The sequence below is a fragment of the Rothia sp. CCM 9417 genome (assembly GCF_048513575.1).
Taxonomy (GTDB): Bacteria; Actinomycetota; Actinomycetes; order Actinomycetales; family Micrococcaceae; genus Rothia.
In genome coordinates this window covers 511,423-537,956 of sequence record NZ_JBLXXT010000001.1, presented here as the reverse complement: position 1 = coordinate 537,956, position 26,534 = coordinate 511,423, and the positions used below count along the sequence as shown (strand labels likewise).

The 26,534-nt window shown below is 57.5% G+C and carries 25 protein-coding genes and 4 tRNA genes; 11 read left to right on the top strand and 18 right to left on the bottom strand.

The features are described 5' to 3' along the window. Positions 1–4: 4 nt before the first annotated feature. The 5 genes from rplK to ACN082_RS02440 form a co-directional block, all read right to left on the bottom strand. Positions 5–436 carry a 50S ribosomal protein L11 gene (rplK, locus tag ACN082_RS02460; RefSeq protein WP_419099258.1) on the bottom strand — a complete coding sequence of 144 codons (432 nt, stop codon included), beginning with the start codon at positions 434–436 and terminating at the stop codon, positions 5–7. 147 nt (positions 437–583) lie between these two features. Next, positions 584–1,123 carry an ABC transporter permease gene (locus tag ACN082_RS02455; RefSeq protein ID WP_419099257.1) on the bottom strand — a complete coding sequence of 180 codons (540 nt, stop codon included), beginning with the start codon at positions 1,121–1,123 and terminating at the stop codon, positions 584–586. Between the two features lie 33 nt (positions 1,124–1,156). Next, positions 1,157–1,894 (bottom strand): transcription termination/antitermination protein NusG, encoded by a 738-nt coding sequence (nusG, locus tag ACN082_RS02450; RefSeq protein WP_419099256.1) that lies wholly within the window; start codon positions 1,892–1,894, stop codon positions 1,157–1,159. A gap of 103 nt (positions 1,895–1,997) precedes the next feature. After that, the gene (gene secE, locus ACN082_RS02445; RefSeq protein ID WP_419099255.1) at positions 1,998–2,261 is read right to left on the bottom strand and encodes a preprotein translocase subunit SecE; all 264 of its coding nucleotides are present in this window, start codon (positions 2,259–2,261) and stop codon (positions 1,998–2,000) included. 72 nt (positions 2,262–2,333) lie between these two features. Next, positions 2,334–2,406, bottom strand: a tRNA-Trp gene (locus ACN082_RS02440). A gap of 245 nt (positions 2,407–2,651) precedes the next feature. Here ACN082_RS02440 and ACN082_RS02435 point away from each other — a divergent pair. Both ACN082_RS02435 and ACN082_RS02430 read left to right on the top strand, forming a co-directional pair. Continuing rightward, entirely contained in the window at positions 2,652–3,854 is a 1,203-nt protein-coding gene (locus ACN082_RS02435; RefSeq protein WP_419099254.1) for a pyridoxal phosphate-dependent aminotransferase, read from the top strand. Between the two features lie 334 nt (positions 3,855–4,188). Then, a complete protein-coding gene (locus ACN082_RS02430; protein WP_419099253.1) occupies positions 4,189–5,220 on the top strand; it encodes a 6-phosphofructokinase in 1,032 nt (343 codons plus the stop codon). A 319-nt stretch (positions 5,221–5,539) separates the two neighbouring features. Here ACN082_RS02430 and ACN082_RS02425 read toward each other — a convergent pair whose 3' ends face one another. The 3 genes from ACN082_RS02425 to ACN082_RS02415 form a co-directional block, all read right to left on the bottom strand. Then, complete coding sequence (locus tag ACN082_RS02425; protein WP_419099252.1) at positions 5,540–6,694, bottom strand: YgfZ/GcvT domain-containing protein; 1,155 nt, start codon at positions 6,692–6,694, stop codon at positions 5,540–5,542. Beyond that, entirely contained in the window at positions 6,687–7,343 is a 657-nt protein-coding gene (locus tag ACN082_RS02420) for an FABP family protein (RefSeq protein ID WP_419099251.1), read from the bottom strand. Before ACN082_RS02420 ends, ACN082_RS02425 begins: the two co-directional genes overlap by 8 nt. A 247-nt stretch (positions 7,344–7,590) precedes the next feature. Next, on the bottom strand, positions 7,591–8,340 hold the full coding sequence (locus ACN082_RS02415; protein ID WP_419099250.1) for a hypothetical protein: 750 nt from the start codon (positions 8,338–8,340) through the stop codon (positions 7,591–7,593). A gap of 148 nt (positions 8,341–8,488) precedes the next feature. On the opposite strand from ACN082_RS02415, the gene ACN082_RS02410 reads away from it, so the two are divergent. The 8 genes from ACN082_RS02410 (at position 8,489) to ACN082_RS02375 (ending at position 16,842) form a co-directional block, all read left to right on the top strand. Next, a complete protein-coding gene (locus ACN082_RS02410) occupies positions 8,489–9,175 on the top strand; it encodes a winged helix-turn-helix transcriptional regulator (protein ID WP_419099249.1) in 687 nt (228 codons plus the stop codon). A gap of 39 nt (positions 9,176–9,214) precedes the next feature. Next, positions 9,215–10,258: a mycothiol synthase gene (gene mshD, locus ACN082_RS02405; RefSeq protein ID WP_419099248.1), complete on the top strand. Its 1,044-nt coding sequence runs from the start codon at positions 9,215–9,217 to the stop codon at positions 10,256–10,258. Between the two features lie 69 nt (positions 10,259–10,327). After that, the gene (locus tag ACN082_RS02400) at positions 10,328–12,556 is read left to right on the top strand and encodes an RNA degradosome polyphosphate kinase (protein ID WP_419099247.1); all 2,229 of its coding nucleotides are present in this window, start codon (positions 10,328–10,330) and stop codon (positions 12,554–12,556) included. Positions 12,557–12,689: 133 nt separating this feature from the next. Beyond that, positions 12,690–13,691, top strand: coding sequence for an NUDIX hydrolase (locus ACN082_RS02395; RefSeq protein WP_419099246.1), 1,002 nt, complete (start codon positions 12,690–12,692; stop codon positions 13,689–13,691). Positions 13,692–13,746: 55 nt separating this feature from the next. Next, complete coding sequence (locus ACN082_RS02390) at positions 13,747–14,565, top strand: thymidylate synthase (protein WP_419099245.1); 819 nt, start codon at positions 13,747–13,749, stop codon at positions 14,563–14,565. Positions 14,566–14,574: 9 nt separating this feature from the next. Beyond that, positions 14,575–15,171, top strand: a complete 597-nt coding sequence (locus ACN082_RS02385) for a dihydrofolate reductase (protein ID WP_419099244.1) — start codon at positions 14,575–14,577, stop codon at positions 15,169–15,171. A gap of 84 nt (positions 15,172–15,255) precedes the next feature. After that, positions 15,256–16,395 (top strand): aspartate-semialdehyde dehydrogenase, encoded by a 1,140-nt coding sequence (gene asd, locus ACN082_RS02380; protein WP_419099243.1) that lies wholly within the window; start codon positions 15,256–15,258, stop codon positions 16,393–16,395. Positions 16,396–16,404: 9 nt separating this feature from the next. After that, a complete protein-coding gene (locus ACN082_RS02375; protein ID WP_419099242.1) occupies positions 16,405–16,842 on the top strand; it encodes a GntR family transcriptional regulator in 438 nt (145 codons plus the stop codon). 59 nt (positions 16,843–16,901) lie between these two features. On the opposite strand, the gene ACN082_RS02370 is transcribed toward ACN082_RS02375, so the two are convergent. The 10 genes from ACN082_RS02370 to ACN082_RS02325 form a co-directional block, all read right to left on the bottom strand. Continuing rightward, positions 16,902–17,312: a PGPGW domain-containing protein gene (locus ACN082_RS02370; protein WP_419099241.1), complete on the bottom strand. Its 411-nt coding sequence runs from the start codon at positions 17,310–17,312 to the stop codon at positions 16,902–16,904. A 16-nt stretch (positions 17,313–17,328) separates the two neighbouring features. Beyond that, complete coding sequence (locus ACN082_RS02365) at positions 17,329–18,420, bottom strand: UDP-N-acetylmuramate dehydrogenase (protein ID WP_419099240.1); 1,092 nt, start codon at positions 18,418–18,420, stop codon at positions 17,329–17,331. A 90-nt stretch (positions 18,421–18,510) separates the two neighbouring features. Next, positions 18,511–19,746 carry an MFS transporter gene (locus ACN082_RS02360; protein ID WP_419099239.1) on the bottom strand — a complete coding sequence of 412 codons (1,236 nt, stop codon included), beginning with the start codon at positions 19,744–19,746 and terminating at the stop codon, positions 18,511–18,513. Between the two features lie 205 nt (positions 19,747–19,951). Next, positions 19,952–20,416 carry a MaoC family dehydratase gene (locus ACN082_RS02355; RefSeq protein ID WP_419099238.1) on the bottom strand — a complete coding sequence of 155 codons (465 nt, stop codon included), beginning with the start codon at positions 20,414–20,416 and terminating at the stop codon, positions 19,952–19,954. Then, positions 20,413–20,862 carry an FAS1-like dehydratase domain-containing protein gene (locus tag ACN082_RS02350; RefSeq protein WP_419099237.1) on the bottom strand — a complete coding sequence of 150 codons (450 nt, stop codon included), beginning with the start codon at positions 20,860–20,862 and terminating at the stop codon, positions 20,413–20,415. The genes ACN082_RS02355 and ACN082_RS02350 overlap by 4 nt, the downstream gene beginning before the upstream one ends. A gap of 153 nt (positions 20,863–21,015) precedes the next feature. Beyond that, a tRNA-Thr gene (locus ACN082_RS02345) sits at positions 21,016–21,087 on the bottom strand. Between the two features lies 1 nt (position 21,088). Next, a tRNA-Met gene (locus tag ACN082_RS02340) sits at positions 21,089–21,162 on the bottom strand. Between the two features lie 31 nt (positions 21,163–21,193). Continuing rightward, positions 21,194–21,265: transfer RNA gene (locus ACN082_RS02335), tRNA-Thr, on the bottom strand. A gap of 235 nt (positions 21,266–21,500) precedes the next feature. Then, positions 21,501–23,405, bottom strand: a complete 1,905-nt coding sequence (locus ACN082_RS02330) for a DEAD/DEAH box helicase (RefSeq protein ID WP_419099236.1) — start codon at positions 23,403–23,405, stop codon at positions 21,501–21,503. Between the two features lie 341 nt (positions 23,406–23,746). Next, positions 23,747–25,351, bottom strand: a complete 1,605-nt coding sequence (locus tag ACN082_RS02325) for a DUF2079 domain-containing protein (protein ID WP_419099235.1) — start codon at positions 25,349–25,351, stop codon at positions 23,747–23,749. A gap of 104 nt (positions 25,352–25,455) precedes the next feature. Between ACN082_RS02325 and ACN082_RS02320 the strand changes: the two genes are divergently transcribed. Beyond that, positions 25,456–26,466, top strand: coding sequence for a DNA-3-methyladenine glycosylase family protein (locus ACN082_RS02320; protein ID WP_419099234.1), 1,011 nt, complete (start codon positions 25,456–25,458; stop codon positions 26,464–26,466). Positions 26,467–26,534: the final 68 nt, after the last annotated feature.

The window sequence follows — 26,534 nt, the reverse complement described above, 5'->3', positions numbered from 1 at the left end:
GGTTTTAGCCTTCGACGGTGATACCCATGGAGCGGGCAGTGCCGGCAATGATCTTTGCGGCAGCATCAATGTCGTTAGCGTTGAGGTCTTCCATCTTGGTCTGGGCGATTTCCTTGACCTGATCCATGGTCAGTGAGCCGACCTTCTGGGTGTGGGGAACACCTGAACCCTTAGCAACGCCTGCAGCTTTCTTGATCAGCTGGGCCGCCGGAGGGGTCTTGGTGATGAAGGTGAAGGAGCGGTCCTCGTAGACGGTAATTTCTACGGGGATGATGTTACCGCGCTGAGATTCGGTTGCGGCATTGTAAGCCTTGCAGAATTCCATGATGTTGACACCCTGCGCACCGAGCGCGGGGCCAACGGGGGGAGCCGGGTTAGCGGCGCCTGCCTGGATCTGCAGCTTAATGATGCCTGAGACCTTCTTCTTGGGAGCCATTGGTATTTGGTCCTTTTCTTAGCTGGTGGACCGGTACACAGGAGTATGTACCGGGCGGTGGCGGGCCATGGCGACGGCCCAACCGCGCAGTGTGCGCCAAGCGTGCGCGCACACATACAGTCCTCTATCTTAGTACCTTAAGACTTTTTAAGCCATTGCCCCGGGGAGCCTGCGGGCTGGGGTCTTGCTCACAGGCGGGGTCAGGGATTCAATGGGGTCAATCCGGGCGGCTTTGCGCGCCGGATAGATTCCGGCCAAGACACCTAACGCTAGGCCAACACCCGCTCCCATTCCTATCACTGCGGGGCTGATAATGGGTGTCCAGGAATTAAGGAGGCTGAGGATGGCAATGGCGTTGATGGAGAAAAGCACACCGGCAAAGGATCCCAGCAGGCTGGTAATGATGGTTTCTATGGCTAGTTGCAGGGTAATACCTGCCGGTTTAGTGCCAATGGCTAGACGCAAACCTATTTCTTGGCGGCGCTCCATAACCCCTACCAGGAAGGTGTTCATGGTACCCACTGCGCCGATGACCAGGGTAATCAGCGACATGGCAATCAGCAGAGTTTTCTGTTGCTCGTCCACAGCGTTTTTCAGGGTTTCGGGTGCGGGCGGGATACTAGCGCTGTAGGCGGGGCAGCCCAAAAAGGCAACAAAAAACCGCCCGGCCTGAGCCTTAGAGCTCAAACCGGGCGGTACATGTTTTATACCCTCTGGGGGTTACATCTTAGTGACCTGTGAGAAGTTCAGGGTCACAGGGGTCTCACGTTCGAAGACAGAAATCAGTACCACCATCTGAGAAGCCGCAGCGTTAATCTCGGAGATAGTAGCGGGCATACCCTCAAAGGGGCCGTCCTTAACGGTGACAGCCTCGCCCACCTCGTAGCCGGTCTCCACAGCGGGAGCGGGCTTGGGCAGTTCGCCTGCTTCGGCCTGCTCAGCTTCAAAGACGGGAGCCAGCATATCTACAACCTCATCCAGGCGCAGGGGCACAGGGTTATAGGCGTCCTGTCCAACGAAGCCTGTAACACCGGGGGTGTGGCGTACTACACCCCAGGTTTCATCGGTCAGGTTCATACGCACCAGGGCGTAGCCGGGAACACGAACACGGCGCACCAGTTTCTTGGCGGTGTTCTTGACCTCCATGACCTCTTCCATGGGGACCTGAACCTCAAAAATGTCATCTTCGGCGTTCAGAGTCTGCACTCGAGATTCCAGATTGGTCTTAACCTTGTTCTCGTAGCCAGCGTAGGTGTGAACAACGAACCATTCACCCTCCTGGCGGCGGAGCTTAGCCTTAAACTCTTCCAGCGGATCTACAGCAGGTTCAGTGACTTCCTCGGCGGAGGTAGCTTCTTCTACCTCTACAGTTTCAGTCTCTGCCAGATCCTGGTCGGTTGCCTGCTCTGCAGGTTCTACAACCTCTTCGGCTTCAGTGTGCATTTCCTGCTCGGACACGCTTTCCTGCTTTCGTCGTTGGAGTTCTATGAGGAGCGCCGTGCGCCCTACATACAAAAGATTTTATGGGGTGGGGCGGGCTTAGAGCCCGGCTCTACTACAGTTAGCTGATGCCATTGCCGAAAAGCCAGAAGGCGCCCTGCCCGAAGAGGTAGTCCAGCCCAGAGATGAGCAGGAGCATAAAAACAACGAAGGCAAGAACAACAATCACATACTGCACCAGTTCTTTACCGGTGGGTGTAGTAACTTTTTTGAGCTCTGCGAATACTTGGCGCAAAAACTGGAAAATACGACCGAAAAAGCCCAGCTTCTGGTGGGCGCCTGGTTCATTAGAATCGGCGGTCCTAGCGGCGATTGATTTAGCCATGTGAGGCCCGCCCCTTTCTAGACTCATCATGAACCGTTCGGTTCGATTGACAAAAAACCTGTGAGGCAAAAGCAGGGCGGACAGGACTCGAACCTGCAACCTGCGGTTTTGGAGACCGCTGCTCTACCAATTGAGCCACCGCCCTTTGAAGGTTACCCCTTCAAGGATGACCCAGGCGCACGGGCATAGGTCAATAGTTGTTCGGTTGCGAACAACGGTACCTACTTTAGAACATAATTTTCTCTTTGGCAATTTGAGGACAGCCCTCCCCAGCCCCACAGCCAACCACCTATGCTTAAGGGTGTAGGCCTCAGCATAGTTTTTGTTGCACCTACAGGCATCAACCACCCAACGGTCCTAAGTCACTAGGACAGAAGCGAGAACCCTCCCATGTCTCAGCGCGTATCCCGCCGCATTGGCGCTATCGCCCCCTCGGCCACCCTCGTTGTCGACGCGAAAGCCAAGGCACTCAAGGCCCAAGGACGCCCGGTGATTGGCTTTGGCGCCGGTGAGCCTGACTTCCCCACGCCCGACTACATTGTCGAAGCCGCCCGCAAGGCTCTGGATGACCCTAAGAACTTCCGTTACACCCAGGCAGCAGGCCTCCCGGAACTCAAGCAGGCTATTGCAGATAAAACTAAGCGGGATTCCGGCATTGAGGTTGACCCCTCACAGATTATTGTGACCAACGGCGGCAAGCAGGCCGTCTACCAGGCTTTCGCCACCGTCATCGACCAAGGCGATGACGTTCTCTTGCCCGCCCCCTACTGGACCACCTACCCCGAGGCAATTCGCCTGGCTGGCGGTAACCCCGTCGAGGTCTTCGCGGGTGCCGACCTTGACTACAAGGTCACCCCCGATATGCTCGAGGCCGCTTACACCCCAGCTACTAAGGCCCTCATTTTTGTCTCGCCCTCCAACCCCACCGGCGCGGTCTATTCCCCCGAAGAAACCAAAGCCATTGGTCAATGGGCACTGGCTAAGGGCATTATGGTGCTGACCGATGAAATCTATGAGCACCTCACCTACGACGGTGTCCCCTTTACCTCCATTCTTAAAGCTGTGCCCGAGCTGGCTGAGAACACTGTTATTCTCAATGGTGTTGCCAAGACCTACGCCATGACCGGCTGGCGTGTGGGCTGGATGATCGCTCCGGCTGATATCACCAAGGCCGCTACTAACCTACAGTCCCATATGACCTCCAACGTCAACAACGTAGCTCAGCTTGCAGCACTTGAAGCGGTCTCCGGCCCACTCGATGCTGTCCATACCATGCACCAGGCTTTTGATCGTCGCCGCAAGACCATTGTTGAGGGCCTGAACGCCATCGAGGGTGTTCGTTGCCCCACCCCCAAGGGTGCTTTCTACGCCTACGCCGATGTCACCGGCCTGCTCGGTAAGACCATTGCGGGCAAGACCCCGCAGACCTCGGCCCAATTAGCCGAAATTATCCTGGAAGAAGCCGAAGTAGCGGTAGTGCCGGGTGAAGCATTTGGCCCCTCAGGCTACCTGCGCCTGTCGTACGCGCTAGGCGACGATGATTTGGCAGAGGGCCTGGCCCGTATGCAGAAGCTACTCGCTACAGCCCAGTAGAAAACTCTCAGTCGGCGGGTGTACCCTGCGCAAGCACACCTCTGGTAGCTTCATGTCTTTCATATGCGGTTGGCATCAGCTAGCTCTTGAGTCAGTTTGCTTTGGGTACACCTGCCACTTCTTTTACCGGCCTCCCACCCACAATAAAATCGTTTTTGACCCTAACGTAGAGGCTGAAAACATATAACCCAAGCTATCCCACAGCTACCCACTCAACCCCAAATTCACTAGAATAGAAAACAACAAAGACCAACATGTCGGTTGCTCTCCGGGAGAAAACCGCCTAAGGTCCCACCACCACCGTTCCCCACCAGGAATATTTAGGAGACTCTCCATGAAGATCGGTCTGCTCACCTCCGGCGGCGACTGCCCCGGCCTGAACGCTGTCATTCGCGGCGCCGTCCTCAACGGCATCAAAACCTACGGCGACGAATTCGTCGGCTTCCGCGATGGCTGGCGCGGCGTTGTGGAGGGCGACTACATGGATCTGCCCCGCACTAAGGTCCGCGGTCTGGCCCGCCAGGGTGGCACCATTCTGGGCACCTCCCGCACCAACCCCTTCGACGGACCCAAGGGCGGCCCCGAAAACATCGAAATCATGATGGAGCGCAACGGCATTGATGCCATTGTTGCTATCGGCGGCGAAGGTACCCTAGCAGGCGCAAAGCGCCTAGCCGATGCCGGCCTGCCCGTAGTTGGCGTCCCCAAGACAATCGATAACGACCTCCAGGCAACCGACTACACTTTCGGTTTCGATACCGCCGTTTCCATTGCAACCGACGCGCTGGACCGCCTGCGCACCACCGGCGAGTCCCACCACCGTGCCATGGTCGCAGAGGTTATGGGCCGCCACGTTGGTTGGATCGCCCTGCACTCCGGTATGTCCGGTGGCGCCCACGCCATCCTGATTCCCGAAGTCAAGGTATCCATGGAAGAGGTAGCAGGCTGGGTCAAGGAAGTTCACGACCGCGGTCGCTCACCCCTGATCGTTGTAGCTGAAGGCTTCATCCCCGAGGGCTTTGACGATGTACTGGCCGGCAAGGGCCAGGAAAAGGACGGCCGCCCCCGTCTGGGTGGCATCGGTGAGTGGGTTACCCAGGAAATCGAGCGTCTGACCGGCATTGAGACCCGCAACACCATCCTGGGTCACATTCAGCGTGGCGGTGCGCCTACCGGCTTTGACCGCGTTCTCTCAACTCGCCTAGGCATTCAGGTTGTGGATATGATTCACGATAAGGAGTGGGGCAAGATGGTTGCCATGCAGGGTACCGAAATCAGGCGCGTAGACTTTGCCGAGGCTCTGGACGGCCTCAAGAAAGTTCCTGCTGACCGCTACCAGGAAGCCAAAGTACTTTTCGGTCGCTAAACAGGCGGGCGACAAGCTGTATAGAGAGGGCGCTACCCTTGGTTCTGAAATTTTTAAGAATCAAAGGTCGGTTGATGTAGCCGGTGACGGTAGCCAGGCCCCCCGGATTGCTACCGCAGTCCCCATCACTAGTCCCCATCACTTTTGCAGACTAGGGTATCGAGGCCCCAGCTAGCGCTTGGTCTGCCTTGAAGATGACGGCTCCAACCAGGTAGAGCCACTAGCCACCAAGGCTTACTCAAGGCTCACATACAGATTTAGGCCCCGGATAGCTTGCACAGCAAGCTGTCCGGGGCCTTTAGACTGCCTGGGTTTTTCCCTATCTCAGGAACTGGCCTTTGGTACGCCGCCCCACCACCTGGCCGGCGTCGGGAGCAACAATCAGAGTCTGCGAGCAGGCGTACTCAGTAGCCGGTGCAGGGTTGCCCTGCGCATCAAAGTCGCCGCCGTCAATAGCTCGTAGCTCAGCATCGGGAGCCACCGACCTTTTCAGAAGGGCTAAGGCAATAGGCCCAGCTTCATGGTGCAGGGCAACAGAGGTAATGACACCCACCTGCTTGGCCCCGTTCATCACGGGGGTCCCTACCGCGGGGAGAGTATGTTCAGAGCCATCAAGATCCAGGAAAGTCAGGCGACGGGGCGGGTGCCCTAGGTTGTGCACGCGCGCCACTGTTTCTTGGCCCTTGTAGCAGCCTTTCTCCAGGTGGACTGCTGTACGCATGAGGTCAAGTTCGTGAGGAATTGTTTTCTCATCAGAATCCACCCCCACCCGGGGACGCCAGGCCTCAATGCGCAGGGCATCGGCGGCCCAGGAGCCCGCTAGCTGGCAACCGTCAACGGCATCGAGTAGGCGGTGAGCAGGAATGATAGTCAGGTACCGGTGGTAGTCAGCTCCGGGGTGTTGGTTCTCTTCAACCGCGCTGTAACTGTAACCGCCAGCAGCAACACCTGCTGCCCAGGGGTCCTGCCAGATGACTCCAGCAGCCAGTGCCGGGGAGGCATCCTTACAGGTGCGAGGGTCCACTGTCGAGCCAAGAACAGCGTAGCTCTCGGTTAGGTCGGTGACTTCCACCTCTAACATGAACTTCATACGCTTGAGGTAGTCCGCCAGCGGGGCGGCCTGAGCGCCTTCGGTTATCAGCCAGACCCTACCCCCCTGCTCCACTGCATAAGCGGAAAACTCAATGCGCCCCTGCGGGGTCAGCAAGAGAAGCTCAGTGCTAGACCCCTCCCCCAGGCCAGTAAGCACCTGGGTCGAGAGTGTCGTCAGCCAGCTCAAACGGTCAGGACCAGCCACCGTCACAATACCCAGGTGGGAGTAGTCCACTAGGGTCAGCTTGCTTCGGCGGGCAAGCGCCCGCTGCTCGGCAATCGGGTTACCGTAGTGGGCGGCGACACCGGCATCGGCTCCCGATGCAGCAAAGGCACCGGGACGGCGCAGCAAGGGGCTACTGTAGCCGCTGGGGCTAGTCAAGGTTCTCTCCACCGAACATGGTGGTGCCCAGGTCGTCACCGGTCATAGAAGAAGTCTTGCGCAACTCTGCTGATGCGTGCTTTTCTAGCTTGCCGGTGACGGGGTGAGCGGTTTCCCAGTCCCACATGAGGTTGCCGTTTACCAGGCCCCAGAGCCGGACAGAACCTGCGTATTCTTTGGAAATGTCATCTTTGAGCATGTTGCCGGTCTGCATACGCACCACCGGGCCTTTAATCATGCCCACATAGTTTTCAGTCAGCCCGCCGGGGTGAGCAATGGTGGCAAGCAGGTTGAAGCCGCCGTCTTCATTACGCAGGGCTTCTACCGATTCGGCGTCCTGGTGTACTGGGACCACTGCTGCCGGGACCAGCCCGGGGCCAAGATCACCGTCTACCTGGGGTCGGTCAATCTGCCAGAAGCCGGTTTCAAGGGTGATGGTGCGGAGCTTCTTGCCTGCATCATCAAGCAGGAAGCTCTCAGCCCTGTACTCGATAAAGGGCAGGCCCTCCTGGGCGAAGGTAATAATTTGCCCGAAGGGGGTCTGTTCAGAGCCTTCGTACCAGAGGGAGCCGGTACCTTCCCAGGTACCAAGCAACCAGGAGAAGGGGACGAGCTCGGGGGTAAGGTTGGTGGGAATTTCAATAGCCATACCCCTTAGTCTAGTAGCTGCTTGACTCCGTGAGCTGGGCTTAGCGGTCAGCGTAGGTCGGGCAGAGAAAAAGCCCCCGCGCTTCGGTGCGCGAGGGCCTGGTGGTTTCTACTGAAAGCTGTTTACTTCTTACTTCTGCCCGCGGAAAAGACCGGTGAGCACAAAGCCGATGCAGGTGAAAATAGCCAGACCTGCCAGCCCCAGCAGGACGAGGAAGAAAATTTCTAATGCAAGAATACTCATGTGGCTAGCCTATCACGCGCGTGAGGAAAGTCGCACATACATACCCAATAACTCCGATGAAAGCTACCGGCGTGACACCCAATGTCACTGCCCCGCGGCGCGGTCCTTCTTTGGGGCCTGCCGAGATGACCCGGATCCCGATGATGCCCAGCAGGATACCTACGCCCACACCAATCATGACAACCGGCTGAGCGGTTTCGGCGTGCTTGGCTAGAATAGCCAAACCCACCCATCCGGCAACAGAAACAGAGGCCAGTACCCCTGAAACACAGCTAATCACCGACTCCAGCTTGCCCTGTGCACCCTCACCGCGGGCAAGCTCAGTCATAAAGCTGGAGACAATACCAACAGCAGCAATAGCTGGTAAGAAGGTAAGCGGGGACTCCCCGGGGTTAATCCAGGCATAAAGAACCGAAGCTAGCCCGGATAAGAGAATAATGACCGAATGTGACGTTACGCGGTGGCGCCCACGGAGTTCAGCAATACCGGTGGCAGCAGGCCAGCCGCCAGCGATGAGAAGTACAGCACCCAGACCGGCTGCTGCCGCAACTGTTGGCGAGATAATGGCAGAAACCACCAGCGCGAGAAGGGCAAGCACCCCTGAGAGAGCAACCAGGGTGTAGCGGGAGCGCCGGGTAGCACCGATTCGCCCTAAGGGCCCTTGGTAAACAGTTTTCTGCTGAGCTCGGCGGAACCTACTGAGCTCAGGAACAAAGGTTCGTATTGCTCGTGTGGAGTTCTCTTTGGTGGTCACAGTAGCCTTCGGGGTGCGGTAAGTGATGGGCCGGGTTCATAATCCCGGCTTTATCTTTATATCTTCCCGTATTACGAGCCTTTTTATCAACGTCCGGGTACCGCGTTTTATACTGGTCAAGAGTTGCTGTATAGCGAGGAGTGATGGTGTGCTGCATATTGTCGTGTTGAGTGATTCATCGACCGATGGCGCTGACGTCACCCAGTCTTTGGGTTTATTAGCACACCGGTTTTCTGTATTGCCTTTAGGTTCCTCCCTTGCCCCTATCCAGGGTTTGGGGCCGGATGTGGTCATGGTCGATGCCCGCGAGGAACTGGTCGCTGCTCGCAACTGTGCCCATCTCCTGAAGGGAGCCGGGCTTAATGTGCCCTTGCTGATGGTGCTAACCGAGGGCGGCATGGCGGCTGTAGCAGCTCATTGGATGGTTGATGATATCGTTCTTGCATCGGTTGGACCGGCTGAGCTAGAAGCCCGTCTACGCCTGCTATCAGCTTACCGTGATCACCTAGCTCAGGCTCAGGATTCTATTATTCGGGTGGGGGGCGTAACGGTTGACGAGGCTTCCTATTCGGCTCGTTTGCAGGGCTCACCGCTCAACCTGACCTATAAGGAATTCGAACTCCTTAAGTTCTTGGTCCAACACCCTGGCCGTGTTTTTACCCGCTCCCAGCTTCTATCTGAGGTGTGGGGCTATGACTACTACGGCGGCACCCGCACCGTCGATGTTCATATTCGCCGTTTGCGTTCCAAGTTAGGGCCTGACCACGAACAGTTGATTACGACGGTGCGCAATGTTGGCTATAGCTTCAACTCCCCCAGAGGTGAGTCTCGTTAGAGTAAGGAGGAAGGCTCATGGTGAGTGGAGGAGGTACCTATGAAGGCTCTTGAGGTGGTTGAATCTACCTTTGCTTCTGACTTACCCCAAGGCATGCAGGCCCTAGCTAGCTTGGCCCAGGGACAGGACGGAGTAGCTCCTTTTTCGGAGCAGGCCCATGTTGAAGTTATCCGAGCAGTGAACCAACACGAGGCGGTTCCGGCTTCTGCCGTGAAGGCCTTTGAAGCGCGGGTAGCAGACCAGCTTGTAGGCTTAGCGGTGCTTGTTCTTGAAGGTGATACCTGGGTTCTTGAGGCAGCAGTAAGCCCTCAAATGCGCGGGCAGGGTATCGGCCTTACTCTAATTACCTCCGCTCTTAAAGCTCTGGAGGGCCAGCCTCTAGCGGCCTGGATCCACGGAGGCCCGCAGGAGCAAACCCCCGCTCTGGAAGCTGCCCTTGCTATTGCTCAACATTTAGGGTGGAAGGCAAGCCGGGAACTCTACAAACTAGAACTACCCCTAACCGAAGTATCGAGGCAACGCATCCTTGACCTAGCTGATCAGGCTCAGCTCCCCCATGGTCTCGAACTTATCACCTACTCACCGGAGCAAGCCCATCACTGGGTTGAACTGAATGCACGCGCTTTTGCGCATCACCCCGAGCAGGGCAGGCTGACCCTAAAGGATCTGCAGGTTCGCACGGAATCTGCCTGGTTCCGGCCCGAAGGTTTCTTCTTGGTTCATGTCTCTGACAGTACCGCAGAGGCAGAATCTAAGTGCGGCTCTGCCCTGGCCGGCTACCACTGGACCAAAATCCCCACAGACCAGGGAGCAGAGCCAGAAGGTGAAGTCTATGCCATCGGCATCGACCCCCGGTGGCAGGGCCGGGGCCTGGGTAAAGCCCTCACTTTAGCAGGTATGGCTTACCTAGCTCAGACATCCGACGAGCAAGGAAAAGCCCTAGACCGTATAGTTCTCTATGTCGATGCGGATAATACGGCGGCAGTCAGCCTCTACCGCTCTCTAGGTTTCACCCCGCTCACCGTTGACCGACAGTACCGACCCGGTGCCCCGGCAGAAGCCACCCCCTCAAGATCCAGCTGACGGGCACCCCACCGGCCCGAAGCCACAAGACCCACACTTTGTATTGACCGCAACCGCGAAAGGCTCACCATGACCAAGGCACCAGAAGAGATACCCAACCGCACCCCCATCGGGAGTGACATCAGCAAGCTAGAACGCGCTGAAACACGCGTAGACCGTATCGATATAGGAAAGAAAATTAAGCTCCCCAACCTCGAGGGTGACTTTGGCTCCGATCGTTTCCTTGACCGCGAAATAAGCTGGCTAGACTTCAACACCCGGGTTCTCGAATTGGCAGAAGATCCCAACCTCTACTTGCTTGAACGCCTGAACTTCCTCTCTATCGTTACCAGCAACCTCGATGAGTTCTTCATGGTCCGGGTAGCCGGGCTCAAGCGCCGTATCGCCACCGGTATCGCCATGCCCTCAGCCGCAGGCCTCACCCCTGAAGAGCAGATGGAAGAAATCGCCGAAGCCGCTCACGCCCTGCAAGAGCGTCAGGCACGGGTCTTCCACGAGCAGGTCTACCCAGAACTCGAAAAAGAAAACATTCGCATTGTCGGCTGGAGCGATCTGAGCACCGCTGAGCAGGACCGCCTCTCCAACTTCTTCCGAACCGATGTCTTCCCGGTGCTCACCCCGCTAGCCGTTGACCCGGCCCACCCCTTCCCCTACATCTCCGGTCTATCGCTCAACCTGGCGGTCATTGTCCGCAATCCCCAGACCGGCAAGGAACTCTTTGCCCGTCTCAAGGTCCCCGAAACCATGGACCGGATGGTCGCCGTTGATGGCTCACGCTCGGTACGTTCATCCTCCGGTGAGGTACGCTTTATCCCTCTCGAAGTGATTATCGCTGAGCACCTCGATATTCTCTTCCCCGGCATGGAAGTACTGGAACACCACGCCTTCCGTGTAACCCGTAACGAAGACCTCGAAGTAGAAGAGGACGATGCTGAGAACCTTCTCAAAGCACTAGAGAAAGAACTGCTCCGCCGCCGTTTCGGCCCGCCGGTACGCCTAGAGGTTGAAGACACCATCAACCCAACCATTCTGGAACTCCTGGTCTCCGAGCTAGGCATCGATGAGCACGAGGTCTACAAGCTCCCCGCGCCCCTGGACATGCGCGGTCTCTCCGATATCGCTAAGACCAACCGCCCTGCCCTGCACTACCCCAAGCATGTAGCCCACACCTCCCGCTGGCTCAACGCCAACGAAACCTCCAAGGCTGCCGACGTTTTCGCCGCAACCCGCGATCACGATGTCTTACTCCACCACCCCTACGATTCCTTTGCGACCAGCGTTCAGGCCTTCCTCGAGCAGGCAGCCTCTGACCCCGCTGTACTGGCTATCAAGCAGACCCTCTACCGTACCTCCGGCGACTCCCCCATTGTCGATGCCCTCATCGAAGCAGCCGAAGCTGGCAAACAGGTCCTGGCCCTGGTCGAGATTAAGGCCCGCTTTGACGAGCAGGCCAACATCGAATGGGCCCGCAAACTGGAGCGCGCCGGTGTTCACGTGGTCTACGGCATCGTGGGCCTCAAAACCCACTGCAAGCTCTCCCAGGTGGTCCGCAAGGAACCCGATGGTCTACGCCGCTACTGCCATATCGGCACCGGCAACTACCACCCCTCCACCGCCCGCTTCTATGAGGATCTCGGTCTGATTACCTGCGACCCTCAAATCGGTGAGGACGTCTCCAGGCTTTTCAATCAGCTCTCCGGCTACGCTCCCAAGACAACCTACAAGCAGTTGCTGGTTGCCCCCCGCTCCCTGCGCTCGGGCCTGATTGACAACATCAATAAGGAAATAGAACACAAGCAGGCCGGTCATTACGCCAAGATTCAGATTAAGTGCAACTCGATGGTCGATGAGGCTATCATTGACTCCCTCTACCGTGCTTCACAGGCCGGAGTAGAAGTCAATGTACTGGTACGCGGCATCTGTGCCCTACGCCCCGGTGTTCCTGGGCTCTCAGATAACATCAAGGTACGTTCGGTGCTGGGGCGTTTCTTGGAGCACTCCCGGGTTTTCACCTTTGAAAACGCCGGTCAGCCCAAGACCTACATCGGCTCAGCCGATATGATGCACCGCAACCTGGACCGCCGTGTTGAGGCCCTAGTACATGTTAAGGAACCTGCCCATGTGGCTTACCTGCTCCAAATGTTTGAGAATTACCTCTCGGACAAGACAAGTAACTGGCACCTGAGCGCCAACGGTTGCTGGGAACGCCATCATTTGGATGCCGAAGGTCAGCCTCTGCGTGATGTCCAGGCTTTCTACTTGGCTAGCCGGAGCAAGAAACGCAATAAGCGCTCCTAACAGTTAGCTTTGACAGGATAACTTATCCGCCCGTTTCCCTCTCCAGGGCAGTCGAGGGAATACAATGTCCTTGGGTTAAGGCAAGGTTAACCCAGGGACATCTTAAATGCCCGCCCCACTATTGGAGCTCCACATGCCGCACACAGACACCTTTTACACCGCACACACAGCAGACGGGGAACTATCTATCCGCCGAGGTCCCCGCAACAAGGCCGCCGTCAATGCTGCTGGCGCGCTAATTTGGCGGCGTCACCACGACAAGCTCGAGGTACTCATCATTCACCGCCCCCGCTACGATGACTGGTCCTGGCCCAAGGGTAAGCAGGATCCGGGGGAAACACTGCCCGAGACCGCTGTGCGTGAGGTCCGTGAAGAAGTGGGTCTCCAAGTCACGCTAGGCGCACCGCTTGCGGTGACCGCCTATAAGGTCAAGGGAAAGCCCAAGGAGGTCTACTACTGGGCCGCTGAGCTCCCCGCTGGTGCACGGGCACAGGCTGATGAGGGTGAAGTTGATGAACTGCGCTGGGTAAGCCCCAAGCAGGCACGGGCGATGCTGACCAGCCCCACCGATAAGGAACCCCTGGATGCCCTGCTCCGTTTAGAGTCCGCTCAGGATCTCAAGACTCGCCCCGTAATTGTGATGCGGCATGCTAAGGCCAAGCCTCGTTCTAAGTGGGCAGGGGCAGAAGGCGAGCGCCCGCTGGCCGCTACAGGCAAGAGACAGGCTCTGGCTGTTGGGCGGTTATTACAGGCTTGGTCCCCTGAGCGGGTTGTTTCCTCGCCCTGGGTCAGGTGCATGCAAACGGTCTACCCCTATGCTAAGGCAAGTGGCCTGACCATTAAGGAAAAGCGCGGGCTGACAGAGGACAGTAATAGACGTTCACCCAAGCATGCGCGTAAAGTAGCAGAGTCGCTCTTTGAGAAGCGTGACCGTTCTGTTGTCTTGTGTACCCATCGTCCGGTACTCCCTACGGTCTTGGAGGTGCTGGGTGGGCATTTGGGCAAGTCTCTGCGCAAGCATCTGCCCGCTGCTGATCCCTACCTGAAGCCGGGTGAAATGTGGGTCATACAGGTGTCAGTTACTCACCCTATGACCGTGGTTTCTTTAGAACAGATTAAGCCTTTTGATGACTGATTCCTTGAGGTGAGTGCCCCCGGCGCTCCCTGCCCCCTTGACTGAAAAGAAGATAATGACTGTTCCCACCCCCTACGAAGACCTACTTCGTGAGATTATGGCTACCGGCGATCTTAAGTCTGATCGCACCGGTACCGGCACCAAGAGTGTCTTTGGTCGCCAGCTGCGTTTTGACCTGGCGGAGAGTTTCCCGCTGATTACCACTAAACGGGTTCACTTTAAGTCGGTTGCTCTTGAGTTGCTCTGGTTTCTGCGGGGTGAGTCCAATGTGCGGTGGCTTCAGGAACGCGGTGTGAGTATTTGGGACGAGTGGGCTGATGAGGACGGCGAACTGGGCCCGGTCTACGGCGTACAGTGGCGTTCCTGGCCTGCCGGGGATGGGCAGACCATTGACCAGATTGCTAAGGTCATTGAGTCGCTCAAGACTAACCCTGATTCTCGTCGGCATATCGTCACGGCCTGGAACCCCGCTGAGGTCGATGATATGGCTCTGCCGCCTTGTCATGCGCTTTTCCAGTTCTACGTCAAGACCCGCCCGGACGGCACCCGTGAGCTCTCGTGCCAGCTCTACCAGCGGAGCGCCGATATGTTCTTGGGTGTTCCTTTCAACATCGCTTCCTACGCTCTGCTGACCCAGCTTATTGCCGGGCAGACGGGTATGGTTCCCGGTGAGTTTGTGTGGACCGGCGGGGACTGCCATATCTACTCCAACCACTATTGGCAGGTTGAGGAGCAGCTCAGCCGGCAACCCTACCCTTACCCCAAGCTGATCATCAAGAATAAGAAACCCTCCCTATTTGACTATGAGTTTGAGGACTTTGAACTGGTGGATTACCGGCACCACCCCACCATCAAAGCCCCTATCGCGGTCTAGGGGCAGGCTATGAGCGTAGCTGAAAGAGATTTGCCGGTACTGGGCGCCATCTGGGCCCAGGCGGGCAAGGGCGTGATTGGTCGGGCCGGTGATATGCCCTGGTACGCGCCCGAAGACCTAGCCCACTTCAAGCAGGTTACCTTGGGGTGCCCCGTGATTATGGGGCGCGCTACCTGGGAGTCCTTCCCGCCTCGTTTTCGTCCTTTACCGGGGCGTCCTAATATCGTTATTTCCTCCTCCCTTTCTGACCCTACCCTCCGCGACGGGGCTACCTGGGTGCCCTCCTTAGCCATAGCCCTTGAGCAGGCGGCCCAGCTAGCACCCGATGCCACTGCCTATTGGGTGATTGGTGGCGGTCGTGTCTATGCGGAGGCTCTCACAGCTCGGAACCTTCCGCAGGTAGCTGGCGGTTGCGTGAGCCGAGTGGAAAGAACCGTCTTTGGCCTTGAATTAGAGGGCGACACCTACGCACCGGCTTTAGATGACCGCTGGGAATTACTTGCGTCCACCGATACGCTCACCAGCGTTAAAGGCTACGGCCTTGAAGCCACAGGTGATAAGGTCGCTCTACCCTACCGTTTTGAGAGCTGGCAGTTACAGGGGTAGCCTTTTCCGTGTCTACCTCGCTTTGGGCTGTAACACGAGACTGTTCCCCTCACGCGTGCAGCGGAATAAAGCTAGACTGAAACCATGACTTTTACACCCGGTGATTCAGTAGGTTTTGTAGGCTACCGTGGCATGGTGGGCTCCGTCCTCATGCAGCGCATGCTCGAAGAAGGAGATTTTGAGGGTATTAGCCCCGTCTTCTTCTCTACCTCGCAGGCTGGTGCCCCCGCCCCTACCTTCGGCGGGGCCCTTGAAGAGGCCACTCTCAAAGACGCACACGACCTGGACGAGCTGCTTAAGCTTCCCGTGATTGTGACTGCTCAGGGTGGCGACTACACCAAGGCCGTTCATTCTGCTCTGCGGGAGCGCGGCTGGCAGGGTATCTGGATTGATGCCGCCTCCACCCTGCGCATGAACGATGATGCTGTGATTGTACTTGACCCCATTAACCGCGATGTTATTGACCGTGGCCTGGACTCTGGCGTCAAAGACTTTATCGGCGGCAACTGCACCGTCTCCTGCCTGCTCATGGGCTTAGGCGGCCTGTGGAAGCAGGGCCTGGTGGAGTGGGGTACTTCCATGACCTACCAGGCGGCTTCCGGTGGCGGTGCCCGCCACATGCGCGAGGTGCTCAAGCAGTTCGGTGACCTGAACGGCACCGTCAAGGCTGAACTGGCTGATCCCGCTTCAGCGATTCTTGAGATTGACCGCAAGATTCTGGACAAGCAACGTTCTGGCGAGCTGGACACCACCCAGTTCGGTGTACCACTTGCAGGTTCCCTCATTCCCTGGATTGATTCAGACTTGGGCAAGGGGCAGTCTCGCGAAGAGTGGAAGGCAGAGGCTGAATCCAACAAGATTCTGGGCCTTGAAGGCGATAGCCGGGTCGCTCTTGACGGTCTGTGCGTCCGTATCGCAACCATGCGCTCCCACTCACAGGCACTCACCCTCAAGCTGACCGAAGACCTGACGGTTGAGGAAATTGAGAAGATCATTGATGAAGATAACCAGTGGTCCAAGGTAGTTCCCAACGAGCGCGAAGCAACTATGCGCGACCTTACCCCGGTAGCGGCCTCTGGCACCCTGGACATCCCGGTTGGCCGTATCCGCAAGCTGAGCATGGGACCTCAGTACATCAGTGCTTTCACTGTAGGTGACCAGCTCCTGTGGGGTGCCGCTGAGCCGGTGCGCCGCATGCTGAAGATTGCGACCGGCACCCTCTAAAATAGAGCTATGACCAAGCCTCAGATGCCCCCGATTCATGAGTCCCATCAGGAGCTCTGCGGGGGCATCCGTGCCTTAAACTTCAGGGTGGATAAGGCATCGGATGTTCCCCCCTATTCCCAGTTACGGCGCGCAATTATTGCGGCTAGATTTGATGGCCGCTTGGCGGCCGGTGACAGGTTACCCCCTATGCGGGCTTTGGCGGCAGAAACAGGTCTAGCAGTCAATACCGTGGCCAAGGCCTATAAGGAGCTTGAAGCTGCTGGGGCTATTGAAACCCACGGGCGAGCCGGCTCCTTTATTACGGCCCTTGATTCCACGGCCCACAAGGCTCAAACACTTACCGAAAAGTATGTAACTGCCATGCGCAAGCTAGGCTACGAAGACCCCAAAATCCTTGAGATTATTGGCCATATGCTGGGGTTAGAAGAAGCATCAGAGGGCTAGCCCCTTACCTAAAAAGGGCCCATGCACCAGGTGGTGGTGCATGGGCCCTTTGAGCTGTTTTAGCGGCCGGGTTTGCTTATGCGGTAGTGGCATCCGCTGGGGCAGTAGTGGCTATGGTTGCTCCGCTTAGCCCATCGTTGGGCAGTTTTACGCCGGTTCCTGCGGTGGCGAGCGGCTTCAAAGGACCGCCAGGTGGCAAGCACCTTGGCACGGGCCCAGAGGTTGAGCCGGTGAGCCCAGTGAAACTCGGTACCCCAGAGGCTCATGCCCATGAAGATAAAGAGCCAGCCCGGCCCAGGGGTAACCAGCATAATGATGCCGGCAAGAATACAGAGAAAGCCCAGAAGAATGACCAGGGCCCGATAAAGTAAGAGGAAAAGAGGGTGACGGCCCATAAAAGCACGTACCCGCTGCATCCGCCGGTGCAAGAGACTCCCGTCGCTACCGGCAATTTCCCGTTCAAGGCTCATAGCGTAACGTCAGGGGCTAGAGTTCAAAACCAACGACAACGGGCTCAGCAACCAGATACACGCCAAAGCGTTCTTCAACACCGGCTCGCACAGCTCGCGCAATAGCGGCAATATCGGCTGTAGCAGCACCACCTCGGTTAGTGATGGCCAGGGTGTGCTTGGTTGAAAGTGAGGCGCGACCGCCGGAAAGCTGCTGGCCCTGGCCCTCTAGACCAAAGCCTTTCTCAAAGCCAGCCTGCTGAATCAACCAGGCAGCACTGAGCTTGACCTTACCTTCAACCGTTTGGCCGGTGGCTGTGGTCACCGGGTAGCGGGGAGCGTCCTCGGGCAGAGTATCAAGGGCGGCGCTATCCACAATGGGGTTAGTGAAGAAAGAGCCGGTGGAGTAGGTATCGCGGTCTGCCGGGTCAAGAACCATGCCTTTCCCCGCGCGAAGACCCAGGACAGTCTTGCGCACCAGGGCAGAGCTGGCACGCTCCCCCACAGTAACGCCCAGCTGGCGGGCAAGCTCAGCGTAACGAATGGGGGCAGACATACTACCGTGCGGTAGCTGAAAATCAACGGTCAGCACCACATAGCGGGGTGTGCCGTTGACGCTTGACTGCTTGAGGATTGAGTCACGGTAAGCGAACTTGAGGTCGGCGTTAGCGAAGGTTTTGTAATTGCCGGTTTGACGATCCCAGGTACGCACCGAAGCAATGGTGTGGGCGACCTCTGAGCCGTAAGCACCGACGTTCTGCACGGGGGTTGCGCCAACGGTACCGGGTATACCGGAAAGAGCCTCAATACCGGAGTACTGGCGTTCTACGGTGTAGGCGACGAAGGCATCCCAGTTGTGCCCTGCTTGCACGCGCAGGTTGGCGCCGCCGCAGGCGTAGTCACCGATATTTTCGATTCCCTCCGATGCGATGTGAAGCACCGTACCGGCAAAGCCCTCATCTGCCACCAGCAGGTTAGAACCGCCGCCGACAAGGAGCAGGTCCTCCCCTGCCTCATCGGCGGTGCGGAGAGCGGCGACAATTTCTTGTTCTGTTGTTGCGCGGACGTAGGTGCGGGCGGGGCCGCCGACAGCGGCGGTGGTCAGTTCACTCAATAGCTTCTCAGTCACGGGTTCCATTCTACCGGCTGGTAGCAAGCCAGTATGTACTCATTCCTGAGTCCTTCCAGATAAGCTCCCTCTGAGCCTGCTGGGTGTTTGCTAGATCCTGATAGCAAGAAGCTCATCCCTATCTTTTCTGGGTGTCAGCTGGCTAGTCAGCACCAGCGAGAGCAGCACAAAAATAAGCACGGCAATCAGCCCGTTACGAATACCGAAGTGCTCGCCTAGTAAGCCCAGCAGGGGCGGGCCACCTAAGAAGGCTGTGTAACCGATGGTAGAGACAACCGATACCCGCACGGCGGCTTTCATCGGGTCGTCGGAGGCCGCCGACATACCGGTAGGGAACCCCAGAGAGGCTCCCAGACCCCAGATCAGCAAACCCACAAAACCGACCTGGACCTTGGGAGCAAAGATAAACAGGCTCAGGCCAGCGATTGCCAGGGAGCAGGTTATCCGCAAAATAAGTACCCGCCCGTACCTGTTGAGTAGTGCCGTCCCACCGAATCTGCCAACCATCATGGCCACTACAAAGGTGAAATAGCCCAGCGAGCCGATTGTCTTGCTGGTGCCGTAGTCATGGGTGAGGGCTAGGGCTACCCAGTCATTTGCTGAGCCCTCAGCCAAAGCTACACCCAGCACGAAAAGCCCAATCAGGATCGTGTGCTTATCTCGCCAGGCATCACGGACCTTATAGGCCCCAAGGGTTTCGAGCGCCTTGGTATCGTCCTGACCGTAATTTTCGGTCTGGCAGCGGGTTAGCGAGAATACAACCAGCGCTGCCACCACCACCGCATAGCTCATCATATGGGCGACGAAGGGGAGCCCTAGCTGGGTGCCTAGAGCGCCCAGAGCTGCACCCATGACGGTGCCAATGGAGAAGAAGCCGTGCATAATCGGGGTGACGTACCGCCCCAGGGCCCGCTCGTTGGCGACCCCCTGCACGTTGGAGGCTACGTTCGACGCTGCGCTCCCCAGCCCCTGTAGGCTCAGCCCCACCAGGGTCATGGGGACGCTCATATAGTAGACACCGCAACCGATCAGGGCCATACCGGTAACAGTTGTTGCGTAGGCGGCGGCTATACAGCGGATCGCGCCGAAGCGGGCTACCAGGGCACCGGAAAAGCTGACAGCGCAGAAGGAACCGGCGGTCATGCCCAGAAGGAGCAAACCCATAGGTCCGGAACTCAGATTCAGCCCGGTAGCTAGGTCGGGAAGACGGGTAAGTAGCGCCGAAACCACCAGGCCGCTGGCGAAGAAGAGACTAAGGACAGCCCGGTACCAGGTACGAATCTGGGTGTCAGTCAGCTGATAAGGGACTGTACTCGATGTGGTCATACCAGGGTGTTTTCTCTCGTTCTAATTCTTTGTGTCGGCTGTCTATTCTAGCGCTCTGCTCATGCACCCTAAGGGGGCATGATGGGGACACCTTGAGAAGTAAAACAGTAAGCACTCACGGTAGGCCGTCTCTTATTCACCGATATTAGTGGGGCCTTCCTCTTGCAAGAGGAGCACCCCTGGCATTTTTAGCCCCCTAAGGAGACTAGGCTAGCTGGACCAGCGCTTGGGCTTTCATGAGCACTTTCTGCTCTTTGCCCTGAGCGTCGGGGGCAGTGACGGTCAGGTCGACGCGGGCGGTGCGGTTTTCTTGGTCCAGGGCACCGATTTTACCGGCCACAGAAATGACGTTGCCGCCGCTGGCAGGTGAGCTCTCCCCCTCCGCGTCGGGTACCGGCACCGGCTTGGAGAAGCGGGTCTGGTAATCCACAATCGCACCGGCGTCCCCCACCCAGTTGGTCACCAGCTGGATAGCCACACCCATGGTAAACATACCGTGAGCAATCACCCCGGGTAGCCCCACCGCATTGGCAAAACGCTCGTTCCAGTGGATAGGGTTGAAATCCCCTGAAGCACCGGCGTAGGCCACCAGGTCTGCGCGGGTCACGGGAATCTGACAGGCACCAATCTCAGTACCCTTTTCTAGGGTCTCAAAAGTTATAGCAGTCATGAGTCCTCCGCCCGAACCAAAAGTGATGAGTAGCAGGTAGCTACTTTTTCACCGGAAACCGTGGTGATTTCTTCGCGGGTGCTAAGCATGGCCCCAGCCCCCATCACCCGCAGGCTATCAACGTGAACTTCAGTCAGGAGCTTATCGCCCGCTACGATGGGGCGGTGGTGGGTAAAGCGCTGGTCAGCGTGAACCACGCGGGAGAAATCGATACCAGCCTCGGGGTCAGTAATCAGAGCCGCGTCGGCCTTCTGCGCCAGAATAATGGCGAAAGTCGGTGGTGCTACCAGGTCGGTGTAGCCTGCCGCTTGGGCGGCCTGCAGATCGAAGTGCAGGGGGCTGGTCGCTTTAACAGCAGTCGCAAATTCACGGATTTTTTCACGGCCCACAGCGTAGGGCTCGGTGGGCGGGTAAAGGCGGCCCACAAGGTCTTGGTTAATAGCCATAGTCCTACTCTAGGCCCTAGGCTTCCACTCTTTAAAATATTTGCTAAATTTTCCCAAATTGTAGCCCTGTAGCGACTGCGGCCCTGGGCGCGAAAGAAGCCAGGGCGTAGAAAAAACCTCCCCAACCGTGAGATTGGAGAGGTTTTGAAGCTGAGCCCCGACCGGGAATCGATCCCGGGACCTCCATCTTACCAAGATGGCGCTCTACCACTGAGCTATCGGGGCGTAGCGGTGGACGGGCTCGATCCGTCGACCTCACGATTATGAGTCGTGCGCTCTAACCAGCTGAGCTACACCGCCATGTATGTGCCTTATTACGGGCTCATACCAGAGCCCCGACCGGGAATCGATCCCGGGACCTCCATCTTACCAAGATGGCGCTCTACCACTGAGCTATCGGGGCAACAGATAATACTCTACGGTACATCTGAGCCTGCGCGCAAACTGAAAGCCAGATTTTTCTGGGTGTTCTGAGGCACAGCCTTTTTCTTGGGTAAGCAAGGGCAGAAGAAGGCCCCTCCTGCCCATCCCGAGGCTGGCATAACCAACTAAGGAATAGAAAGCCAGGAGGGGCTCCCCCTTACACTTCTACGAGAACGAGCCTTTCAAAAGTCTCTAGGTTCTCACGGCACAAAGGTTTAGAACTTCTTACGGCCCTTTTTCTTACCGCCGAAGCCGCCACGGTCATCACGGTCATAGCGCTTACCAAAGCCACCGCGGTCATCACGATCAAACTTCTTACCTCCGAAGCCGCCGCCCTTGGGGCCACGGTCGCGCTTGATGTTGATGAACTCGCCAGCAACCTGGGTGTCACGCAGGCGGTCAAAGAAGTCACGGGGTAGCTCAGCCTCAGGCAGGCCCACAATGGTGAAGTGCTGGCGGATATCAATCGAACCGATCTGCTTACCGGTCAGGCCACCCTCATTGGTGAGGGCACCCACGATAGCTGCGGGCGAAACGCGTGATGCGCGGCCTACGTTGAGCTTGAAATCAACCATGCCTTCGTCCTTGTGGCGGCGGCCGCCACGGGGCTTATCATCACGGTCAAAGCCGCGGTCATCACGATCGCGGGTCTTGCGCTTGGGCTCAGGAGTTTCTTCGGCCAGGAAGGGGCGACCCTGCTGGGCGATAACAGCCAGTGCAGCTGCAATCTCTTCGCCTTCGACGTCGTGTTCCAGAGCGTAAGCATCAATGAGGGTACGGAAGAAGCTCAGGTCTTCACTCTCAATGGTGTCAGTAATCTGCTGAGCAAAGCGCTGCTTGCGGGTGTCGTTGACATCATCAACAGTGGGCATGTGCATCTGCTCAACCTGCTGGCGGGTAGCCTTTTCAATCTGGCGGAGCATGTACTTTTCACGAGGGGTCATGAAGAGGATAGCTTCGCCTGCACGGCCTGCACGGCCGGTACGGCCAATACGGTGCACGTAGGACTCAGTATCGTGCGGAATGTCGAAGTTAACAACCAGTGAGATACGCTCAACGTCTAGGCCACGGGCCGCAACGTCGGTCGCAACCAGGATATCGATACGGCCTTGGCGCAGAGCCTCAACGGTTCGTTCACGCTGAGCCTGGGGAATGTCACCGTTGATGGCGGCGGCCTGGAAGCCACGAGCCTTGAGCTTTTCAGCTACTTCTTCGGTTTCTTTCTTGGTGCGTACGAAGGCGATGATGCCGTCGTAGTCCTCAACCTCAAGCACGCGGGTCATTGCCTCGAGCTTGTGGGAGTGCATGACCTGCATGTAGCGCTGACGGATATTGGCGCTGGTGGTGGTCTTAGACTTGACGCTTACTTCAACGGGGTTGTTGAGGTACTTCTCCGCAATCTTGCGAATAGTCTTGGGCATGGTGGCGCTGAAGAGGGCTACCTGCTTGGTGTCAGGAGTTTCTGACAGGATTGATTCAACATCCTCGGCAAAACCCATGCGGAGCATCTCGTCGGCCTCATCAAGTACCAGGTACTGGAGGTTTGAGAGGTCCAGGGAGCCCTTCTTGAGGTGGTCAATGACACGGCCGGGAGTACCGACAACAACCTGTGCGCCGCGCTTGAGGCCGGCTAGCTGGGGGCCGTAGGGTGAGCCGCCGTAGACGGGAAGAACGGTAAAGTTCTCCATGTCGGTGGCGTAAGAAGAGAAAGCTTCTGCTACCTGTAGAGCCAGTTCACGGGTGGGTGCAAGAACCAGAACCTGGGTGTCCTTGGAAACACCATTGACGTCGGCGAGCTCAGCCAAGGTGGACAGGGCAGGCAGCGCGAAAGCAGCGGTTTTACCGGTACCGGTCTGTGCCAGGCCAACAACATCGCGACCTTCAAGAAGTAGGGGGATAGTCTGTGCCTGGATGGGTGAGGGCTTTTCGTAGCCTACCTTTTCCAGTGCTGCGAGGACGCGTGCATCCAGGCCTAGATCAGTGAAGCGGATACCCTCGTCATCAGACTTTTCGGTCTGAGTTTTGGGGGCAGTATGGGTGTCTACAACCGGTTCCTGGAAGACAGGTTCAGTTGCGGTTTCTGCGTTCACAGCAGTATTTTCAGTCAATGTATTCCTCATCGAGTGGGGTTGTGCACGCACCGGTTTGTGTGGTGCGTTTACGGGTTTCCCCGTGGAATGCTCGCGAGGGGCCTTACGCTTAGGTGAGGTCTTCGGTTCGTGGGCGCTGTAGCTAACTTGGGTTGCGCGCTTGGGCGAGCTGATTACACATCAGGTTCTCTATCGTTGGTTCAACGTTCTGCTTAGCCAAAGTATGGTCGTTGAACGCGCGTAGCCCTGTGATTAGTTGCCTAGCTGGGCGTGAGCGCTAAGAGAAAATTTCGGGGTTCCCGATTCTTACACTCTCAACTCTACCCTAGTTTGTAGGTTTTGGTTCCCCGTGGTGATAGAGGGTACAGCGCTTAGTCGGCTCGGACGGCTATCTCAATTGTCCCGATGGTTCGGTAGGGCAGGTAGGCTGCTGACCCGTACCTGCCGGTGGCATAGGCTACGGCGCTCGAGGGTGGGTTGCTGCCCCATGCGCTCCCCATACGGTCGATGACCACATAATCTGGGGCGGGTTCACCGGAGTGTCCGATCCAGTAGGCGGTGTGTTCTGGGACCAGGTAGGTAAGTACCGAGAGGTCGGCGGCCACGGTACTTCCCTGTGGAATAGCCGCTACAGCTTCTGCTTTCATCTCATCGGTCAAGCTGAGCGTGGAGCTAGAAAAACTAGGTTGGCCCAGCTGGGCAAGAGGCTGCCAGGGCAGGGTTCCTAAAGCAATAAGCAGGGTGAGAGCGGGCAAGATAATAGGTGCCTGATGCTTCATTCCATCCAGGAGCGACCTGCGGGTACCAGCCAGCGGGCCCTTGCCGAGGGGGCGGGCAGGAACCTGAGTACCTGCCTGCGCCCGGGCCAGAGTGTCCAGCAGGGCGGTGAAGATGATGGGCATGAGAACCAGGTTGTAGTGCCAGGTAGGTTCCCAGTAGCCTTCTTGCGGTGAGAGCAAGCGCCAGATAAGGGTCGGTACCGCCACCCAGGCAATGGGGCTAATAGCCCAGGCTAGAACCCCCGTGAGTAGGAGTAGGCCGAGAGTTGCGCTTTTCTGCCAGGGGTAAAAGAGCTGGGCGAATGCTCCCAGGGGGTCTCCTAGAGCGGCGGCGACGTCAAGCTTATCGGAGTAGTCGAAGACTCCCCCTGTGTTGAAGTAAGGCAGGATCAGCCCGATAGCAAGCAGGGGCCAGATCAGCCCCCAGAGGGTAAGCAGACTAGCTTCCGCCACAGCCGGGGTGCTCATCCAAGAACGCAGGAGCGTTTTGCTCCGTTGTGTCAGAGTTGCCGGAGCAGCGCTTGCAAGAGGAAAGAGGATTCCTGCAGCTGTGCGGAACCATCCTGTTCGCCAAAGAATAACCAGACCGATAGCAAGAACCGTAATTCCCATGTCCTCTTTGACAAACACCAAGGGGAATGCCCAGTAGACAGCCCGGCGTAAAAAAGGGCCGCGTTCGGTTTCAAGCCGCATGATCGCTAGGTTGCCCAGGCTCATGACCAGGAAGGGTAGGGCGAAAGCTACTTCGTGGAATTGAACAGAGACAGCTTGCTGGATACCGAAGCTCAGGGCGTAGGCTAGCCCGAGTGTAAGAGCCGCCCAGGGCTTCACTATTTTTTGGGCAAACCTGATCAGCAAATAGACAGAGAGAGCGACCAGTCCGTTTTGCACATAGAGCAGGGTCGCTGGGCTGGGCCATAACCAGTAAAAGGGGGTCAGGGCAATGGTAATGGGGTGAAAGTGGTCCCCCAGGAGGTTAAAGCCCTCCCCCTTGATAGGAACAATAGGGGCCTGACCTTGAGAGTAGGCTTTGGCAAGCTGGGCGAAGATTCCTAAATCCCAGGAGGGCACAAGATAGTGCCGCCACTGGAACCAGGAGTAAGTGCTGTAGAGACCAAAGACTGCCAGAGCTAGGGTTGTTGCGGCAATTCGCGCAGGAACCAGCTGGGGGTGTTCAAGCAGTTTCTTAATGGCCATTGTTCTTCTCTGTTGGGGTGCAGTCTTTGGTAAGTATAGACAGTCGAGCTGAGTAAGACTTATCAGGTCTTCCAATATGCCCGGCACATGAGACGATAGAAAACATGTTGCGCGCCTCTTTTGTTCTGGAACCAACCCATGCGGTGCACCTGGGACAGACTTTTGCACCCTTGCAAAGAGGCCAGGCTGATCCGCTGATGCGAGCGGTTTCCACCCCCGCCGAGACCATCCACTGGGCAAGTGCTCATGAGCAAGGCATCAATATCCTCCTTCGGTGTGCACGCCCAGCAGGGGCGGGTCTATCTGCCCCGTTCAATGTGACGCTGTGGGCACCCGGTCCCTCCTCGTCCACACATTCAGGAACCCTCTCCCCAGCCAGCGCTTTGGAAGCCTTCGCTGAAAAGGTTGGAGGCTGGGTAGGCGAGAATGACTGCTGGTCGCCCTTCTATGCTTCCCCTGCCTGGCAACAACTACCCGAACGCCTCAAGCAGGCAAGGGCAGAGGCTCCGGGTCTAAGACTGCCCTCCATTGGCCTGCTTTCCCAAAATCTTCTGCTCGCTATCTCAGAACAGCGGGTAACTGGTATAGAGGCGATGGGAGGTATGCGGGCGCTCCTTGGCCGATACGGCCAGCAGGCCCCTCAGACCGGCTACCCCGATCAGCCGGCGGATTTGCTCTTTTTTCCCCCGGCTGATGTCTTTGCGCAGATTCCTGACTGGGACTACCACCGGGCTGGTTTTGACCGTTCGCGCTCCTCTACTATGGTCCATTATGCGCGCCAAGCCGCCTCTTTCGAACGGTTTGCGGAAGAAAGCGCTACAGGGGAGCTGGCCCAGGTTCTTGCTGGGATACCGGGTGTCGGCCCGTGGACAGTTGCAGAAACACTCCAGCGGTACTGCGGCCACCCCGATGCCGTCAGTGTGGGTGACTACCATTTAGCCCACCACCTTACCTACGCCTTTGACGGGGTCCGCGGCGATGACCACCGCATGTTAGAACTCCTAGCCCCTTATGCCGGGCATCGGCAACGAGTGGTCAGCCTCATTAAAGCCACCGGTATCCACGAACCCCGCAGGGCGCCCCGCTACGCCCCGCAAGACTTCCGTTCCTTCTAGCTCCACGACATAGCAAAGCCATCGAACTCCCCTGCTGGGGGAGCCCGATGGCTAAGGTCTATAAGTAT